We start from the raw sequence: 18877 nt of genomic DNA on the forward strand, positions 1-18877 counted from the left end.
GCCCGTCCGGGGCGGTCGGGACCGGGACGATCAGCAGGTCGGGGGCGGATTCGCCGCGCTCCAGACGGTCGCCCAGCACGGCGAGGGTGGCCAGGCGTTCGGCGCCGGGCAGGGTGACGCCGTCCCGGCCGTCCGGGTCCAGCACGGCCCACCGGCCGGCGTCCACCGGCTCCCCGCGCCGGCCGTCGACCGGTGTCCACTCCACCGCGAAGAGCGAGTCCGCCGGGATCCGGGTGGCCGCCGCGCCGAGCTGCGCGGCCCTCAGCGGCCGGGCGGTCATGGTGTCCACGGCCACCACCGGGGCGCCGGTCGAATCCCACGCGGCGAGCCGGACGGCGTCGGGGGCCGGTCGCTGGATGCGTACCCGCAGCGCGGCCGGGGCGTCGGCGTGCACCGAGACGCCCCGCCAGGAGAAGGGCAGCATGACCGCGTCGTCGTCCGCGACGAGCGCGGCGGGGTGCAGGGCGGCGTCGAGCAGGGCCGGATGGATGCGGTGGCCGCCCGGGCTGAGCGCGGCCGGCAGTTCCACCTCCGCGTAGACGTCGTCGTCGCGCCGCCACGCCCGGCGCAGGTTCCGGAACGCCGTCCCGTACGAGATGCCGGCCGCGTCGAGCCCGTCGTACAGGCCGGCGGTGTCGACCGGGGTGGCATCGGCGGGCGGCCACGACGCGGGCGCGGCGTCGACGTCGGCGGGTTCGCGGGTGAGGGTGCCGGTGGCGTGGGTGGTCCAGCCCGGCGCGGCGCTCGCCCTGGAGCGCACGGCGACGGTCTGGCTCCCGTCCACCTGCTCGGGGCCGACCTCGACGTGTAGTTGCAGGTCGCTGTCGGTGTCGAGGATCAGCGGGGTTTCGATGGTGAGGTCGTCGAGGTGGGGGTGTGCGGTGTGGTGGCCGGCGTGCAGGGCGAGGTCGACGTAGGCGGTGCCGGGCAGCAGGACGGTGTCGGTGACGGCGTGGTCGCCGATCCAGGGTTGCCGGTCGAGAGTGAGTCGGCCGGTGAAGAGGTGTCCCTGGTGGTCGGGGAGTTCGATGGCGGCGGCGAGGAGGGGGTGGTTGGCCGGGTCCTGGCCGAGGTCGCTGGCCTGGCTGATGGTGGGTGGGGCCTGGAGCCAGTAGCGCTGGCGTTGGAAGGGGTAGGTGGGTAGGTCGACCTGGGGTGTCGTTGCCGGGAGCCGCCAGTCGACGGGGAGGCCGTGGGTGTGTGCGGTGGCGAGCGCGGTGGTGAGTTGGTGGGTGGTGTCGCGGCGCATGCTGGGCAGGGCGATGATGTCGCGCTGGTCGGCGGTGTCCTCGATGGGTTGGATGAGGACGGGGTGGGGGCTGATTTCGATGAAGGTGGTGTGGCCGTCGCGTAGGAGTGCTTCGGTGGCGGTCTGGAATTGGACCGGGTGGCGGAGGTTGTCGTACCAGTAGTCGGTGGTGAGGGTGTCGGTGTCGATGCGGTCGCCGGTGAACGTCGAGTAGAACGCGACGTCGGCGGGGGCTGGGGTGACACCGTCGAGGGCGGCAAGGATTTCGTCGCGCAGTACTTCGACGTGGGGGGTGTGGGAGGCGTAGCCGACCGGCAGGATGCGGGCGGGGATGTCCTGCTCCTTGCAGTGGGCGACGATCGCCGCGACGGCGTCGGGGTCGCCCGCGATCACCGTGGCGTTGGGTCCGTTGACGGTGGCGATGTAGGCCCGGGGAGTGGCGTCGGGTCCGTCGGCGGTGGCGGCGGATCCGTCGGCGGTGGCCGCGGGTCGGTCGGCGGTGGCGGCGGGTCCGTTGACGATGGCGGCGGATCCGTCGGCGGTGGCGGCGGGTCCGTCGGCGGTGGCCGCGGATCCGTCGGCGGTGGCCGCGGGTCCGTCGGCGGTGGCCGCGGGTCCGTTGACGGTGGTGAGGTGGGCTTTTCCGCGTCGCGCGGCGCGGCGGCTCTTCGTGCGGTCGTCGCCGGCGGTCGTGATGGTGTGCAGGAGTCCGGTGACCTGGTCCGCGGGCAGGGCGAGAGAGGCCATGTCACCTTGGCCGATCAGGGCCCGCAGCGCCTGGGCGCGTAGTGCGACGACCTTGGCCGCGTCCGCCAGGGGCAGGGCTCCGGCGGCGCAGGCGGCGGCGATTTCGCCTTGGGAGTGGCCAATCACGGCGTCGGGGATGACCCCGTGATGCCGCCACAGCGCCGCGAGGCCGGTCATGACGGCGAACAGCACCGGCTGGACCACGTCCACCCGGGTCAGCCAGTCCGGGTCGTCGTCGTGCAGCACGGCGTGCAGGTCCCAGTCCACGTAGGGCCGTAGCGCATCGGCGCAGGCGTCGAGGTGGGCGGCGAAGACCGGGCTCTGGGTGGCGAGTTCGCGGCCCATGCCGAGCCATTGGCCGCCCTGGCCGGGGAACACGAACACCGTCCGGCCGGTGTGCGCGGCGGTGTGCTGGAGCAGGGCGGGGTGCGGCCGGTCGGCGGCGAGGGCGCGCAGTGCCTGGGTGGGGTCGTCGGTGGGGAGCACGGCGGCGCGTTCGGTGAAGGCGGTGCGGGTGGTGAGCAGGGCGGCGGCGACCGCGTCGGGGTCGAGGTCGGGGTGCTGGTCGAGGTGGGCGGCGAGGTTGGCGGCCTGGTCCCGCAGCGCAGTGGGGGTCTTGGCCGAGAGCAGCCAGGGCAGCGCGGGCGTTGCTTCTGCGGTCGTCGCGGGTGCCGCTTTCCCGTTCCCCGCGGCCATTGCGTCGTTCCCCTCGGGGGCTGCTTCCCCGTTCGCTGCGGCCGTCGCTTCGCCGTTCACCGCGGGCCCCGCCGCCGGCGGCGCCTGTTCGATGATCAAGTGGGCGTTGGTGCCACTGATCCCGAAGGAGGAGACGGCGGCGCGGCGGGGCCGGTCGTGGTCAGGCCACGCGGTGTTCTCGGTGAGCAGCGCGACGTCCCCGGTGTCCCAGTCCACGTGGGACGAGGGTGTGTCGATGTGCAGGGTCTTCGGCAGGGTTCCGTGGCGGATGGCCTGGACCATCTTGATGATGCCGGCGACACCGGCGGCGGCCTGGGTGTGACCGATGTTCGACTTGATCGACCCCAGCCACAACGGCTCGTCGCGGTCCTGTCCGTAGGTCGCCAGCAACGCCTGAGCTTCGATCGGGTCGCCCAGGGCGGTCCCGGTGCCGTGGGCTTCGACGGCGTCGACGTCGGTGGGGGTGAGTCCGGCGTTGGCCAGGGCCTGCTGGATCACGCGCTGCTGCGAGGGGCCGTTCGGTGCGGTCAGCCCGTTGCTGGCGCCGTCCTGGTTGACGGCCGATCCACGGATGACGGCGAGTACCCGGTGGCCGTTGCGGCGGGCGTCCGACAGGCGTTCCAGCAGGATCAGTCCGGCGCCTTCGCCCCAGCCGGTGCCGTCGGCGGCCTCGGCAAACGGCTTGCACCGCCCGTCCGGAGCAAGCCCGCGCTGCCGACTGAACTCCACGAACGTGGTCGGCGTGGCCATGACGGTCACGCCGCCGGCCAACGCGAGACTGCAGTCGCCGTTGCGCAGCGCCTGGATGGCGAGGTGGGTGGCGACCAGCGACGACGAGCACGCCGTGTCGATGGTGACCGCCGGCCCCTGCAGCCCGAGGGTATACGCCAGGCGGCCGGAGGCGATGCTGCCCGCGCTGCCGTTGCCGAGGTAGCCCTCGTACCCGGCCGGAGCCTGGTTCTGCAGGCGGCTGGCGTAGTCGTTGTACATGACGCCGGTGAACACCCCGGTCGCGCTGGCGCGTAGCCGGTTCGGGTCGATGCCGGCCCGTTCCAGGGCTTCCCAGGCGGTTTCGAGCAGGAGCCGCTGTTGGGGGTCGGTGGCGGCGGCTTCGCGGGGGCTGATGCCGAAGAAGTCGTTGTCGAACTCGTCGGCGTGGTGCAGGAACCCGCCGTACCGCGCGTACGTGGTGCCGGGGTGCTCGGGGTCGGGGTCGTACAGGCCGGTCAGGTCCCAGCCGCGGTTGGTCGGGAAGCCGCTGATCGCGTCGACGCCGCCCGCGACGAGCTGCCACAGATCCTCCGGTGAACCCACCCCGCCCGGGTAGCGGCAGGCCATCCCGACGATCGCGATCGGCTCGTCATCGGGTGCGCTGGCGGCGGCCGGCGCGACGGGGCCGGAAGCGGTCGGCGCGAACCGGGTCAGGAGGTGGTCGGCGAGGGCTTCGGCGGTGGGGTGGTCGAAGACCAGGGTGGCGGGGAGCCGCAGGCCGGTGGCGGTGGCGAGCTGGTTGCGCAGGTTCACGGCGGTGAGTGAGTCGAAGCCCAGTTCCCGGAAGGCCCGCCGTGGGTCGACGGCGTCCGCGTCGACGTGGCCGAGCACGGCCGCGACCTCGGTGCGGACCAGCTCCAGGAGGTGACGGGCCCGCTCGGTCTGGTCGAGGCCGGCGAGCCGGCCGGCGAGGCCACCGGCTGCGACGGCGGCGGCCCGCCGTTCCGGGGCGGGGTTGAGCAGGCGCAGGGCGGTGGGGGTGAGCTTGGCGGGGATGAGGGTGGGGTGGCCGGTGTGCAGGGCGGTGTCGAGCAGTCGTAGGGCTTCGTGGGTGGGCAGGGGGAGGATGCCGGCGCGGGTTATCCGGGTCTGGTCGGTGGTGTCGAGGGTGGCGGTGATGTTGCTGGTGTGGGCCCAGAGTCCCCAGGCGAGGCTGGTGGCGGGTAGGCCTGCGGTGTGGCGGTGGTGGGCGAGGGCGTCGAGGTAGGTGTTGGCGGCGGCGTAGTTGGCTTGTCCGGGGCTGCCGAGGGCGCCGGCGGCGGAGGAGTAGAGGACGAACGCGGCGAGGTCGAGGTCGAGGGTGGCGTGGTGCAGGTGCCAGGCGGCGTCGACTTTGGGCTTTAGGACGGTGTGGACCTGTTCCGGGGTGAGGGTGGTGAGGGTGGCGTCGTCGGTGGTGCCGGCGGTGTGGAACACGGCGGTGAGGGGGTGTTCGGCGGGGATGCCGGCGAGGAGTGATTGCACCTGGTCGGGGTCGGTGGTGTCGCAGGCGACGGTGGTGACGGTGGCGCCGAGGTCCTGAAGCCGGGTGGCCAGTTCGGGGGCGCCGGGGGCGCCGGGGCCGCGGCGGCTGGCGAGCAGGAGGTGTCGGGTGCGGCCGGTGGTGGTGAGGTGTTCGGCGAGCAGGGCGCCGAGGGTGCCGGTGCCACCGGTGATCAGGACCGTTCCCTCCGGATCCCACGCTGCGGCACCGCCGTCCCCGGCGGCCGTGGCGCTCATCCGGGCCACCCGCGGGACGAACAGCGCGCCGTCGCGGACGGCCAGTTGAGGCCGACCGGTGGCGGCGGCCGCCGCGAGCAGTTCGTCACCGGCCAGGTCGGTGTCGACGAGAATCACCCGCTCCGGGTTCTCCGACTGCGCCGAGCGGACGAGCCCCCACAGCGCCGCCGCGGGCAGGTCGGTGACGGCGTCGCCCGGCCGCACGGCGAGCGCGCCGCGGGTCACGACGACCAGGCGGCTCGCCGCGGCCCGGTCGTCGGACAACCAGCGGCGCAGGGCCGCCAGGGTACGGTCCACCAGGTCATGCGTCCCGGTGACGACCTCCTGACGCGGCGTCGTGGGGCGCACGACCACCACCGCCGGGACCGGCTCCGGGCCGTCGAGCAGGTCGTCGAGGCCCGGCAGGTCGACGGCCGGCGGCGCCGCTGCCGGAGCCGGCGTCGGCACCGGAACCCATGTGGTCCGGTAGAGGGCGGCGGCATGCGGGTCGATGTCGCCCGTGGACGCGGCGCGCAGCGTCAGCCGCCCGAGCCGCACGGCAGGAGCACCGGCCGGGTCCACGGCATCCACGGCGACGCTCTCCGGTGCCATGCGGGTGAGCCGGACCCGCAGCGAACGGGACCCTCCGGCGGGCAGCGAGACGTCCGACCATTCGAACGGCAGCCGTACGCCCCGGTCGGCGTCATCGAGCAGGACGAGGGGATGCAGGGCGGCGTCGAGCAGGGCTGGGTGGATGCCGTACCCGGCGCTGGCGAGGTCCTCCGGCACCTCGACCTCGGCGTAGACCGTCCCGCCGTCCCGCCAGGCGGCCCGTACGCCCCGGAACGCGCGCCCGTAGTCCACGCCCGCATCGGCGAACCCCGTGTACATCAGCTCGACGTCGATGGGCGTGGCACCGGCGGGCGGCCAGGCCGGGAACGGATCGGCCGCCACCACCGACCCGTACGACAGTCCACCGGTCGCGTGCACGGCCCACTCGCCGTCCGGGTCGTCCTGGACGCGGGAACTGATCACCAGGGACGCCTGTCCCGACTCCCCGGCCGGCCCGACCTCGACCCGCAACTGCCGGCTCGTGTCGGGGTCGAGGGCGAGGGGGGTCTCGATGGTGAGGTCGTCCAGGTGGGGGTGCCCGGTGTGGTGTCCGGCGTGCAGGGCGAGGTCGACGAAGGCGGTGCCGGGTAGCAGGGTGGTGCCGGCGATGGTGTGGTCGGCGAGCCAGGGGTGGGTGGCGGTGGAGATCCTGCCGGTGTAGAGGTGTCCTTGCTGGTGGGGGAGTTCGATGGCGGCGCCCAGGAAGGGATGCCCGGCGCTGCTGAGACCGAGGTCGGTGGCATCGGTGACGGTGGCGTCGGCGTGCAGCCAGTAGCGCCGGTGCTGGAACGGGTAGGTGGGCAGCGGGACGGGTGGGGTGGGGGTCGCGGGGAGCAGGGGTGTCCAGTCGACGTCGATGCCGCTGGTGTGGGCGGTGGCGAGCGCGGTGAGCAGTGTCGTGGTGCCGTCGTGTCCGCGCTGCTGGGTGGGGATGGCGGTGGCGTCGGTGAGGGTTTCCTGGGTGAGGGTGCTCAGGGTCGCGTCCGGGCCGACTTCGATGTAGTGGGTGACGCCGAGGCTGTGCAGGGTCTCGGTGCCGGCGGCGTAGGACACCGTCTCGCGGATGTGCCGCGTCCAGTAGTCGGGGTCGGACAGTTGCTCGTCAGTGGCGAGCTGTCCGGTCAGGTTGGACACGATGGGCAGCGCCGCCGGCCGGTAGGTGACCTGCGCGGCTGCTTCCCGGAAGTCGTCGAGGATCGGGTCGGTGTGTGCGGAGTGGAAGGCATGGGCGACGTGCAGCTTCCGCGCTCGCACCCCGTCCGCGGCCAGGTGACTGGCGATCGACTCGATGTCGTCGGGGTTGCCGGCGAGGACGAGTGAGGTGGGGCTGTTGTGCCCGGCCAGGCTCACGTCCGGATATGCGTCCAGGAGGGGTTGGATGCGGTCCAGGGGCGCGGTGACGGCGAGCATGGCCCCGGGCGGCATGGCGTGCATGAGTCGGGCCCGGGTGGCGACCAATCGTGCGGCGTCGTCAAGGTTTAGGACGCCGGCGATGTGCGTGGCGGTCAGCTCGCCGATGGAGTGCCCGATGAGGAAGTCGGGTCGCACTCCGAAGCTGTCGAGGAGCCGGACCATGGCGGTCTCCGCCGCGAACAGGGCCGGCTGGGTGTAGCGCGTCTGCCCGAGCAGGTCGGCGTGCTCGCCGCACATGACCTCGCGCAGCGGGTGGTCCAGGTGCGGGTCCAGAGCGGCGCAGACCTCGTCCAGAGCGTCGGCGTAGACCGGGAAGCGGGCGTACAGGTCGGCGGTCATGCCGGGGTGCTGGGCGCCCTGGCCGGTGAACAGGAACGCCACCTTCCCGCCGCGGACGGTGGTGCCGCTCAGCAGGTTCGGGTGCGAGCCGCCGGTGGCGAGGGCGTGCAGGGCAGCGATGAGGTCGGCGGCGGTGTGCGGCTCGTTGTCGGGTCTGTCGGGCGGCGGGACGATCGCCGCCCGGTGGATGAACGTGGCCCGGGTGGTGGCGAGGGCGTGCGCGATGGTGGCCGGTTCCAGCTCGGGGTGCTGGTCGAGGTGCGCGGCCAGCCGTGCGGCCTGGGCGCGCAGCGCGGCCGGCGTCTTCGCCGACAACAGCCACGGTGGGACGAGGCCCGTTGCGCCACCGCCCGCAGCCGACCGGCTGGGGACGAGGCCCGGCGCGCCACCGCCCGCAGCCGACCGGCCGGCCTTCGCCGTCGCGTCCGGGGCCGCTGCCTCGGCCACTGCCAAGCCGGTTGCTGCCGAGCCGGTTGCTGCCGAGCCGGCCGCGGTCGGTCGGCCTGCCTCGGGGGCGCCGCCGCTGAGATCGGGGGTGGGGGCCTGTTCGATGATCAGGTGGGCGTTGGTGCCGCTGATGCCGAAGGAGGAGACGGCGGCGCGGCGGGGCCGGTCGTGGTCGGGCCAGGGGGTGTTGTCGGTGAGCAGGGCGACCGCCCCGGCCGACCAGTCCACGTGCGTCGAGGGCGCGTCGACGTGCAACGTCTTGGGCAGCTCGCCGTGTCGTAGTGCCTGGACCATCTTGATGATGCCGGCGACGCCGGCGGCGGCCTGGGTGTGCCCGATGTTGGACTTGATCGACCCGAGCCAGAGCGGTTCGGTCCGGTCCTGCCCGTAGGTGGCCAGCAGCGCCTGGGCCTCGATGGGATCACCGAGGGTCGTACCCGTGCCGTGGGCTTCGACGGCGTCGATGTCAGTGGGGGTGAGGCGGGCGTTGGCCAGGGCCTGGCGGATGACCCGCTGCTGGGCGGGACCGTTCGGCGCGGTCAGTCCGTTGCTGGCGCCGTCCTGGTTCACCGCCGACCCGCGGATGACCGCGAGGACGTGGTGGCCGTTGCGCTGGGCGTCCGACAGTCGCTCCAGCAGGATGAGGCCCACCCCTTCGCTCCAGCCCGTGCCGTCGGCGGCGTCCGCGAAGGACTTGCACCGCCCGTCGGCGGCCAGCCCGCGCTGGCGGGCGAACTCGATGAACGTGCCGGGGGTGGCCATCACGGTCGCCCCGCCGGCCAGGGCGAGCGTGCAGTCGCCGTTGCGCAGCGCCTGGATGGCGAGGTGGGCGGTGACCAGGCTCGACGAGCAGGCGGTGTCGACGGTGAGCGCCGGCCCCTGCAACCCCAGCGTGTACGCGAGCCGCCCGGAGGCGATGCTGCCGGCGTTGCCGTTGCTGAGGTGACCCTCGTAGTCGGCGGGCGTGTGTTGCAGGCGGGCGCCGTAGTCGCCGTACATGATGCCGGTGAACACGCCGGTGTCGCTGTGCCGCAGGGCGTGCGGGTTGATGCCGGCGCTCTCGATGGTCTCCCAGGCGGTTTCGAGCAGCAGCCGGTGCTGCGGGTCGGTCGCGGCGGCGTCGCGCGGGCTGAGGCCGAAGAAGTCGGCGTCGAAGGCGTCGGCGTCGTGCAGGAAGCCGCCGTGGCGTGTGTAGGTGGTGCCGGGGTGGTCGGGGTCGGGGTGGTGCAGGCGGTCGAGGTGCCAGCCGCGGTTGGTGGGGAACTCGCTGATGGCGTCGACCCCGCCGGCGACGAGCTGCCACAGCTGGTCGGGGTTGCTCACGCCACCCGGGTAGCGGCAGGCCATGCCGACGATGGCGACGGGTTCGTCGACCGGCGCGGTGGTGGCGGTGGCCGGGCCGGCGGCCGGCCGGCCGGCGGGGGCCAGTCCGGCGAGCAGGTGGGTGGCGAGGGCGTCCGCGGTGGGGTGGTCGAAGATCAGGGTGGCGGGCAGCCGCAGGCCGGTGGCCGCGGTGAGCCGGTTGCGCAGGTCCACGGCGGTGAGCGAGTCGAACCCGAGGTCCTTGAACGCCCGGTCGGGCTCGACCTGGTCGGCGTCGGCGTGGCCGAGCACCGCGGCGACCTCGGTGCGGACCAGCCGGGACAGCACCCGTGCCTGCCCGGCGCGGTCCAGCCCGGCCAACACACCGGCCAGGCCGGTGGCGTCGGCGGTGGTCGCCGCGCTGGGCCGTACCCGGGACGGCCGGAGCGCGGGCAGGGTCCGCGCGTCCAGGTCGGCCGCCACGAGCAGCGGCCGCCCGTCCGCCAGCGCGGCGTCGAGCAGGGCGAGGCCCGCCGCGTCGGTCAGCGGCCGTACACCGTGGCGGGCGGCCCGGGACCGGTCCCGCGCGTCGAGATGCCGGGTGATGCGGGTCTCCCGCTCCCACAGGCCCCAGGCGAGGGAGGCGCCCGGCAGGCCGCGGGCCGCGCGGTGCTGCGCCAGGGCGTCCAGGAAGGCGTTCGCCGCGGCATAGTTGCCCTGCCCGGCGCTGCCGAGCGTGCCGGCCACCGAGGAGTACGTGACGAACGCGGCGAGGGGCAGCTCCGCCGTCGCCCGGTGCAGGTGCCACGCCCCGGCCACCTTCGGGGCCAGCACCCGGTCCAGTTGCGCGCCGGTGAGGGTGTGCAGCGCCGCGTCGTCGACCACCCCGGCGGTGTGGAAGACGGCCGTGAGCGGGTGCCCGGTCGGGATTCCGGCGACCAGGGCGGCCACCGCGTCCGGGTCGGTGACGTCGCACGCCGCGACGGTCACCTCGGCGCCCGCCTCGGCCAGCCGGTCGAGCAGGTCACCGGCGCCGTCGCCGCCACGCCGGCTCGCCAGCAGCAGCCGCCGGGCCCGGCCGGTCGCCGCGAGATGCTGGGCCAGCAGCGCACCCAGTCCGCCCGTACCGCCGGTGATGAGGACCGTGCCCTCCGGGTCCAGGCCGGCGTCGGCGCCGGTGCCCGGCAGCGTTCGGGTGAGCCGCGGCCGGAGCGCCCTGCCCTCGCGCAGGGCCAACTCCGGCTCGCCGGTGGCGATGGCGTCCGGCAGGGCGGCCCGGCTGGCCGGGTCGGCGTCCCAGTCGACGAGGACGAAACGTCCCGGGTGTTCGACCTGCGCCGAGCGGACCAGCCCTCGCACGGCCGCCCCGGCCAGATCGGCGACCTCGTCGTGCGGGGTCGCGGCGACCGCGCCGGTGGTCAGGACCACCAGGCGGCCGGCGCCGCACCGGTCGTCGGCCAGCCAGCGCCGCAGCAGCGCGAGGGTCTCGTTGGCCAGCGCCGCGACGCCGTCCGGTCCGGCCCCGCCGGCGACGGCCAGGACGACGACCTCGTCGGGCGCGGCGTCCGCGTCGAGCAACCGGTCGAGTCCCGCCGGGTCGAGAATCGGGTACGCCGTGGTTCCGGCCGAGCGGGCCACGTCGACGGCCGTCCACGCCACCGTGAACAGACCGGCCGCGTCGCGGCGGGCGGTCTCGGGCAGCGGCCGGAGGGTCAGCGATTCGACGTCGATGACGGGCCTGCCGGCCGGGTCGGTGGCGCGCACGGTCACCGCGTCTTCGCTGATCCGGCGGAAGTGCACCCGCAGGGTGGTGGCGTCGGTGGCGTGCAGGGCGACGCCCGACCAGGCGAACGGGAGGCGTAACCCGCCGTCTTCCGTGGTGAGGGCGAGCGGGTGCAGGGCGGCGTCGAGGAGGGCGGGGTGGATCCCGTACCCGCTGGTGGTGACCTCCTCGGGGAGCCGCACCTCGGCGTGGATGGTGTCGGCGGAGCGCCACGCGGCCCGCAGGCCCTGGAAGGCGGGCCCGTAGTCGACGCCCGTGCCGGCCAGCGCGGCGTACAGGCCGGTCACGTCCACGGCGATCGCGCCGGTGGGCGGCCACGGCGCCGGCTCGCGCTCGGCGGCCGGCCCGCCCCGGGCGGTCAGAGCGCCGGTGGCGACCACCCGCCAGGTCAGGTCGGTGGCGTACCGGGTCCGGAAGGTGACGGCCCGCCGGTTGTCCCGGTCGGGGGTGCCGACGTGGATCTGGAGCGGGACGTGCGGCGTGTGGCCGTCGAGGACCAGCGGCGCCTCGATGGTGAGGTCGTCCAGGTACGGGTGTCCGGTGTGGTGCCCGGCGTGCAGGGCGAGGTCGACGAACGCGCTGCCGGGGAGCAGGACGCTGCCGGCGATGGCGTGGTCGCGCAGCCAGGGATGGGCGTCGAGGGTCAGCTGGGTGGTGTAGAGGTGCCCCTGGTCGTCGGGGAGTTCGATGGCGGCGCCGAGGAGTGGGTGCCCGGCGCTGCTCAGTCCCAGGTCCGCCGGCTCGGTCAGGGTGGTCCCGTGGTGCAGCCAGTACCGCTGGTGCTGGAACGGATAGGTGGGCAGCGGCACCGGCGGGACCGGGCCGGCGGGGAGCAGCGGTGCCCAGTCCATGCCGACGCCGCTGGTGTGGGCGGTGGCGAGGGCGGTGAGCAGCGTGGTGGTGCCGTCGTGTCCGCGTTGTTGGGTGGGGAGGGCGGTGATGTCGGTGAGGGTTTCCTGGGTGAGGGTGCTCAGCGTCGCGTCTGGGCCGACTTCGATGTAGTGGGTGACGCCCAGGTCGTGCAGGGTTCTGGTGCCGGCGTTGTAGTCGACGGTTTCGCGGATGTGGCGGGTCCAGTAGTCGGGGTCGGCGAGTTGTTCGTGGGTGGCGAGGTGTCCGGTCAGGTTGGACACGATGGGCAGCGCAGCCGGGTGGTAGGTGATCTGCGCGGCGGCTTCCCGGAAGTCGTCGAGGATCGGATCGGTGTGGGCCGAGTGGAAGGCATGGGCGACATGTAGCTTCCGGGCGCGCACCCCGTCCGCGGCCAGGTGACTGGCGATCGACTCGATGTCGTCGGTGTTGCCGGCGAGGACGAGTGAGCTGGGGCTGTTGTGTCCGGCCAGGCTCATGTCCGGATATGCGTCCAGGAGGGGTTGGATGCGGTCCAGGGGTGCGGTGACGGCGAGCATGGCCCCGGGCGGCATGGCGTGCATGAGTCGGGCGCGGGTGGTGACGAGGCGTGCGGCGTCGTCAAGGTCGAGGACGCCGGCGATGTGGGCGGCGGTGAGTTCGCCGATGGAGTGCCCGATGAGATGGTCGGGCCGGACGCCGAAGCTGTCGAGGAGCCGGACCATGGCGGTCTCGGCGGCGAACAGGGCGGGCTGGGTGTAGAGCGTCTGTCCGAGCAGGTCGGTGTGCTCGCCCGCCATGACCTCGCGCAGCGGGTGCTCCAGGTGCGGGTCTAGAGCGGCGCAGACCTCATCGAGAGCGGCGGCGTAGACCGGGAAACGGGCGTAGAGGTCGGCGGTCATGCCGGGGTGCTGGGCGCCCTGGCCGGTGAAGAGGAACGCCACCTTGCCGTCGCGCGCGGATCCGTGTACCAGGCTGGGGTGTGGCTCCCGGGCGGCCAGGGCGTGCAGGGCGGTGATCAGGTCGGCGGTGGTGTGCGGCTCGCCGTCCGGGCCGGCCGGCGGTGGGATGACGGCGGCCCGGTGGGTGAAGGTGGCCCGGGTGGTGGCGAGGGCGTGCGCGACGGTGGCCGGTTCCAGCTCGGGGTGCTCATTGAGGTGCGCGGCCAGCCGGGCCGCCTGGTCCCGCAGGGCCGCCGGGGTCCGCGCCGACAGCAGCCACGGCATGGGTGCGGGCGTCCGGACCGGCGCCGGGGCTTCGGTCGGCGGCGCCTCCTCGATGATCAGGTGGGCGTTGGTGCCGCTGATACCGAAGGAGGAGACGGCGGCGCGGCGGGGCCGGTCGTGGTCGGGCCAGGGGGTGTTCTCGGTGAGCAGGGCGACCGCCCCGGCCGACCAGTCCACATGCGTCGAGGGCGCGTCGACGTGCAACGTCTTGGGCAGCTCGCCGTGTCGTAGCGCCTGGACCATCTTGATGATGCCGGCGACGCCGGCGGCGGCCTGGGTGTGCCCGATGTTGGACTTGATCGACCCTAGCCTCAGCGGCTCGTCGCGGTTCTGCCCGTAGGTGGCGAGCAGGGCCTGGGCTTCGATGGGGTCGCCGAGGGTGGTGCCGGTGCCGTGTGCTTCGACGGCGTCGATGTCGGTGGGGGTGAGCCGGGCGTTGGCCAGTGCCTGCAGGATGACCCGTTGCTGGGCGGGCCCGTTGGGGGCGGTCAACCCGTTGCTGGCGCCGTCCTGGTTGACCGCCGACCCGCGGATGACGGCGAGGACGTGGTGGCCGTTGCGCTGGGCGTCCGACAGCCGCTCCAGCAGGACCAGGCCCACCCCCTCACCCCAGCCGGTGCCGTCCGCCGACTCGGCGAACGGCTTGCACCGCCCGTCGGCGGCCAGGCCCCGCTGCCGGGCGAACTCCACGAAGATCTTCGGCGTGGCCATCACCGTGGCGCCCCCCGCGAGCGCCAGGGTGCACTCGCCGTTGCGCAGGGCCTGCATGGCGAGGTGGGTGGCCACCAGCGACGACGAGCAGGCGGTGTCGACGGTCAGCGCGGGCCCTTCGAGACCGAGCGCGTAGGCGAGCCGGCCGGAGGCGACGCTGGTCGTGTTGCCGGTGAGCAGGTAGCCGGCGACCTCCGCGGGCGGTGCCAGCGCGGCCGGGGCGTACTCCTGGGAGACCACGCCCGCGAACACGCCGGTGGCCGTGCCGCGCAGGCTGGTGGGCTCGATCCCCGCCCGTTCCAGGACCTCCCACGCCGTCTCCAGCAGGAGCCGCTGCTGCGGGTCCGTCGCCAGGGCCTCCCGCGGGCTGATCCCGAAGAACTCCGCGTCGAACAGGCCGGCGTCGCGGAGGAAGCCACCCTCCCGGGCGTACGTGGTGCCGGGCCGGTCCGGGTCGGGATCGTGCAGGGTCGTGAGGTCCCAGCCCCGATCGGTCGGGAAGCCGGCCATCGCGTCGACCCCGCCGCGTACCAGCTGCCACAGCCGCTCCGGAGAGTCCACTCCACCGGGGAAGCGGCAGGCCATGCCGACGATGGCGATCGGCTCGTCGGCGACCGCCGGCGCGGCGGCGGTGGCGCTCGGCGCGGGTGCCGGCGCCGCCGACAGCAGCGTGCCGAGGTGCCGGGCCAGCGCCAGCGGCGTGGGATGGTCGAACACGAGCGTGGTGGGCAGCTTCCACCCGGTCAGGGCGGTGAGCCGGTTACGTAGCTCGACGGCGGTGACCGACTCCAGACCCAGCTCCTTGAACGGCTGCTGCGCCGGCACGGCCGCGGCATCCGAGTGCCCGAGCACGACGGCGACCTGGGCCCGGACGAGGTCCAGCAGCTGCGCGTTCCGCTCGTCGCCGGTCAGGCCGGCGAGCCGGTGCGCGATCCCGGCCGGGCCGTCGGGGCCCGCCGCGGGCCGGGCCGCCGCCGGGACCAGACCGCGCAGCAGCGGGGGCAGGTTGCCCGTCTCGGCCCGCGCACGGAGTGCCGGTCGGTGCCACCGCGTCGGTACGACGGTCGGGGCGCCCCCGTCGAGCGCGGCGTCCAGCATCGCCAGCGCCTCGTCGGTGGGCAGCGGGAGCAGCCCGCCCCGGGCGAGCCGCTCGTGGTCGGCGTCGTCGAGGTGGCCGGTCATGCCGCTGGCCTGTGCCCAGAAGCCCCAGGCCAGGCTGAGCGCGGGCCGGCCGTGCGCGGCCCGGTGCTCCGCGAGCGCGTCGAGGAAGGTGTTCGCCGCCGCGTAGTTGGCCTGCCCGGCGGCGCCGAGGGTGCCGGCGATCGACGAGTAGAGCACGAACGCCGCCAGCTCAAGGTGCTCGGTGGCGCGGTGCAGGTGCCAGGCCGCGTCGACCTTGGGCCGCAGCACGGCGTGCACCTGCTCGGCGGTGAGCCCCGTGAGTACAGCGTCGTCGAGGACGCCGGCGGTGTGGAACACGGCCGTGAGCGGATGCGCGTCGGGTACCCCGTCGACCAGCGCGGTGACCGACTCCTCGTCGGCGGTGTCGCACGCCACCACCGTCGCTTCGGCGCCCAGCTCCCGCAGCCGGGCCACCAGCTCGGTCGCGCCCGGGGTGTCGGCGCCCCGCCGGCCAACCAGCAGCAGGCGCCGGGCCCGCCCGGTGGCCGCCAGGTGGGTGGCGAGCAGACCGCCCAGGGTGCCCGTACCGCCGGTGATGAGGACCGTGCCGTCCGGGGAGAGCGGGGCGGTCACGCGGCCCGGCGCCGGCGCGACCGGCGCCAGGCGCGGGGCGAGCAGCCGGCCGTCGCGGAGCGCGACCTGCGGTTCGCCGGAACCGACTGCCGCCGCGAGGGCGGCCTCGCTCGCCGCCGTGCCGTCGCTGTCCACCAGGACGAACCGGTCGGCGTGCTCGGTCTGGGCGGCCCGCAGCAGCCCCCACAACGCGGCGGCCGCCAGGTCGGTCACGTCCTCACCGTCGCGGACGGCGACGGCGTTGCGGGTGAGCACCACCAGGCGGCAGCCCTCCAGGTCGGGCTCGCCCAACCAGCCCTGCAGGACGGCCAGCATGCGCGCCACCGCGTCGTGCGTGCCGGCCACCGGTTCGCCGCCGGTCGCCGGCGGATACACCACCAGGTCGGGGGCGTTCATCGAGGTACGCAGCAGGTCGGTGAGCCCGTCCTCGTCGACCACCTCGTACCCGTCGGTGCCTGGTGCGGCCGCGACGGGCTCCCAGACCACCCGGTGCAGCGGGGCGGCCCGCAGCGCGGTGACGTCCAGCGGCCGGGTGTCGAGTCGCTCGACGTCCAGGACCGGCGCGCCCTGCGGCGTCGTGGCCCGTACGCCGACCGCGCCCGGCCCGGTGCGGGTGAGCGTGACCCGCAGCGCGGTCGACCCGGTGGCGTGCACCGTGACCCCGGTGAACGCGAACGGCACCGCCACCCTGTCGCTGGTACGCAGCGCGGCGCCCACGTGGATCGCCGCGTCCAGCAGGGCCGGGTGGATGCCGTAGCCGGCGGGATCGGCGTCCGGGTCCAGCGCGACGTCGGCGTGGACGCTCTCCCCGTCCCGCCACGCCCGGACCACGTTGCGGAACGCGGGGCCGTAATGCAGGCCGAGATCGTCCAGGCCGGCGTAGAACGCGGCCACGTCGACGGGCTCCGCCGAGGGCGACGGCCCCGCAAGGACCGGGACGGGCGCCGGGCCCGGCGCGGCAGTGAGCAGGCCGGTGGCGTGCCGGGTCCACGGCTCGTCCGGCTGCCCCTCAGGCCGGGTGCTGATCGTGATGGCGCAGCCGTCCTCGGCCGGCCGGCCGACCTCCACCCGCAGGTGCAGCGGGTCGGCCTCGGTCAGGGTCAGCGGCGCGTGGACGGCCAGGTCCCGCAGGTGCGGCCGACCGGCCTCGGTCCCGCAGTGCAGGGCCACGTCGACCAGGGCCGCGGCGGGCAGGATCCGCTGGTCACCCACCGTGTGGTCGCTCGTCCACGGCTGGCCGTCCACGGTGATCCGCCCGGTGAAGACCCGCGTGCCGTCCTCGGTGGTGATCGTCGCGGCGAGCAGCGGGTGCCCCGCGGCGGACTGGCCGTGGTGGGCCGGCGTCGACGCCACCGGCACCGGGTCGAGCCAGTAGCGCTGGTGCTGGAAGGGGTAGGTGGGCAGCGGCAGGTGGGTGGCGGGCGCCGGGAGGTGCCAGTTGACGGTGAGGCCGTGGGTGTGGGCGGTGGCGAGGGCGTGCAGGAATTGGCGTTGGCTGTTGTGGTCGCGTTTGAGGGTGGGGATGGTCTGCGGTTCGTCGGCGGTGTCCCAGGTGTCGAAGGTTTGTTGGAGGGTGGGGGTGAGGATCGGGTGGGGGGTGGCTTCGATGTAGGTGAGGTGTCCGTCGGTGAGCAGGGCCTTGGTGGCGGTGTGGAGTTGGACTGGTTGGCGGAGGTTGTCGTACCAGTAGTCGGCGGTGAGTTCGGTGGTGTCCCGCTGGGCGCCGGTGACGGTGGAGTAGAAGGCGGTCTGGGACGGCTGTGGCTGGACGTTGCCGAACCCGGCGAGGAGGGCGTCGCGGAGGGGTTCGATGTGGGGGGTGTGGGAGGCGTAGTTGACGGCGATGATCCGGGCTCGGACGTTCTGGTTCTGCAGGGCGTCGACGAGTGCGTGCACTTGGGTGGTGTTGCCGGCGATGACGGTGGTGGTGGGGCTGTTGTGGGCGGCGATGTGTAGGTCGTCGTGTTCGGTGAGGAGGGGGGTGACGTGGTGGGCGGGTAGGGGGATGGAGGCCATGGTGCCGGTGCCGTGCAGGGTGGTGATGTGGCCGGCGCGGGTGGCGGTGATGGTGATGGCGTCTTCGAGGGTCAGTGCGCCGGCGTGATACGCGGCGGCGATTTCGCCTTGGGAGTGGCCGAGGACGGCGTCGGGGGTGATGCCGTGGTGGTGCCAGAGGGCGGCGAGGCCGGTCATGACGGCGAAGAGGGTGATTTGGGTGGTGTCGTCGCGGTCCAGGGGCGCCCCGCTGGTGAGGGTTTCTTCGATGGACCAGTTGAGGCCGTGTGTGGTGAGGGCGGTGTCGCAGGCGTGGATGTGGGCGGCGAAGACGGGGTGGGTGAGCAGTTCCTTCGCCATGGCGGGGTGTTGGGAGCCTTGGCCGGCGAAGACGAGGGCGATGCGGCCGGGGTCGGTGGCGTGGCCGGTGACGACCTCGGGGTGCGGCTGGTCGTCGGCGAGCTGACGCAGCGCGTCCATGGCGTGCGTGTGGTTCGTCGTGACGACGACGGCGCGGTGGTCGAGATGGGCGCGCTGGTGGGCGAGCGCCCCGGCCAGGTCGCTCAGCGGGGTGTCGGGGTGGGCCTTGAGGTGCGCGGCGAGACGGGCGGCCTGAGCCCGCAGCGCGGCCGGGGTCTTGCCCGACAGCAGCAGCGGCACGGGCACGGCGTCCGCGTCGACGCCGGCCGGCGCGACCTCCGGCTCGGCTCCCGTTCCGCTCGCGGTTGCGGCCGTGGTGCCGTTCGTGGCTGCGGCTGCGCTCGTGGCCACGACCTCGGCCACGGTTCCGGCCCTGGTCCCGTTCGTGGCTGCGGCTGCGCTCGTGGCCACGACCTCGGTCCCGACGACGGGCCTCGCGGTGTCTGCCGGGGGTGCTTCGAGGATGAGGTGGGCGTTGGTGCCGGAGAGGCCGAAGGAGGAGATGGCGGCGCGGCGTGGCCGGTCGGGGTGTGCGGGCCAGGGTTGCGGCTGGGTCAGTAGTGCCACCGACCCGCTCGACCAGTTGACGTGGCTGCTGGGGGTGTCGACGTGCAGGGTTTTCGGGAGCTGGCCGTGGTGTAGGGCTTGGATCATTTTGATGATGGCGGCGACGCCGGCGGCGGCTTGGGTGTGTCCGAGGTTGGATTTGATGGAGCCGAGCCACAGGGGTTGGTCACCGTGGCGGTGGCGGCCGTAGGTGGCCAGGAGTGCTTGGGCTTCGATGGGGTCGCCGAGGGTGGTGCCGGTGCCGTGGGCTTCGACGGCGTCGATGTCGGCGGGGGTGAGGCCGGCGTTGGTGAGGGC

General features: G+C 74.2%; 1 protein-coding gene and 1 pseudogene (1 of these 2 cut by a window edge). Both read right to left on the reverse strand.

Going from position 1 to position 18877, the window contains the following annotated elements; translation table 11 throughout:
• Positions 1 to 18667, reverse strand: the 5' portion of a protein-coding gene (locus ABZ452_RS29795) for an SDR family NAD(P)-dependent oxidoreductase (protein ID WP_357949924.1). It extends 1691 nt beyond the left edge of the window; only the first 18667 of its 20358 coding nucleotides appear in the window; it begins with the start codon at positions 18665 to 18667; its stop codon lies off the left edge, out of view.
• 12 nt (positions 18668 to 18679) lie between these two features.
• A pseudogene (locus ABZ452_RS29800) lies at positions 18680 to 18844 on the reverse strand (hypothetical protein); the annotation flags it as partial.
• Between the last annotated feature and the right edge of the window lie 33 nt (positions 18845 to 18877).

The organism is Micromonospora sp. NPDC005707 (genome assembly GCF_040631005.1).
Lineage (GTDB): Bacteria > Actinomycetota > Actinomycetes > Mycobacteriales > Micromonosporaceae > Micromonospora.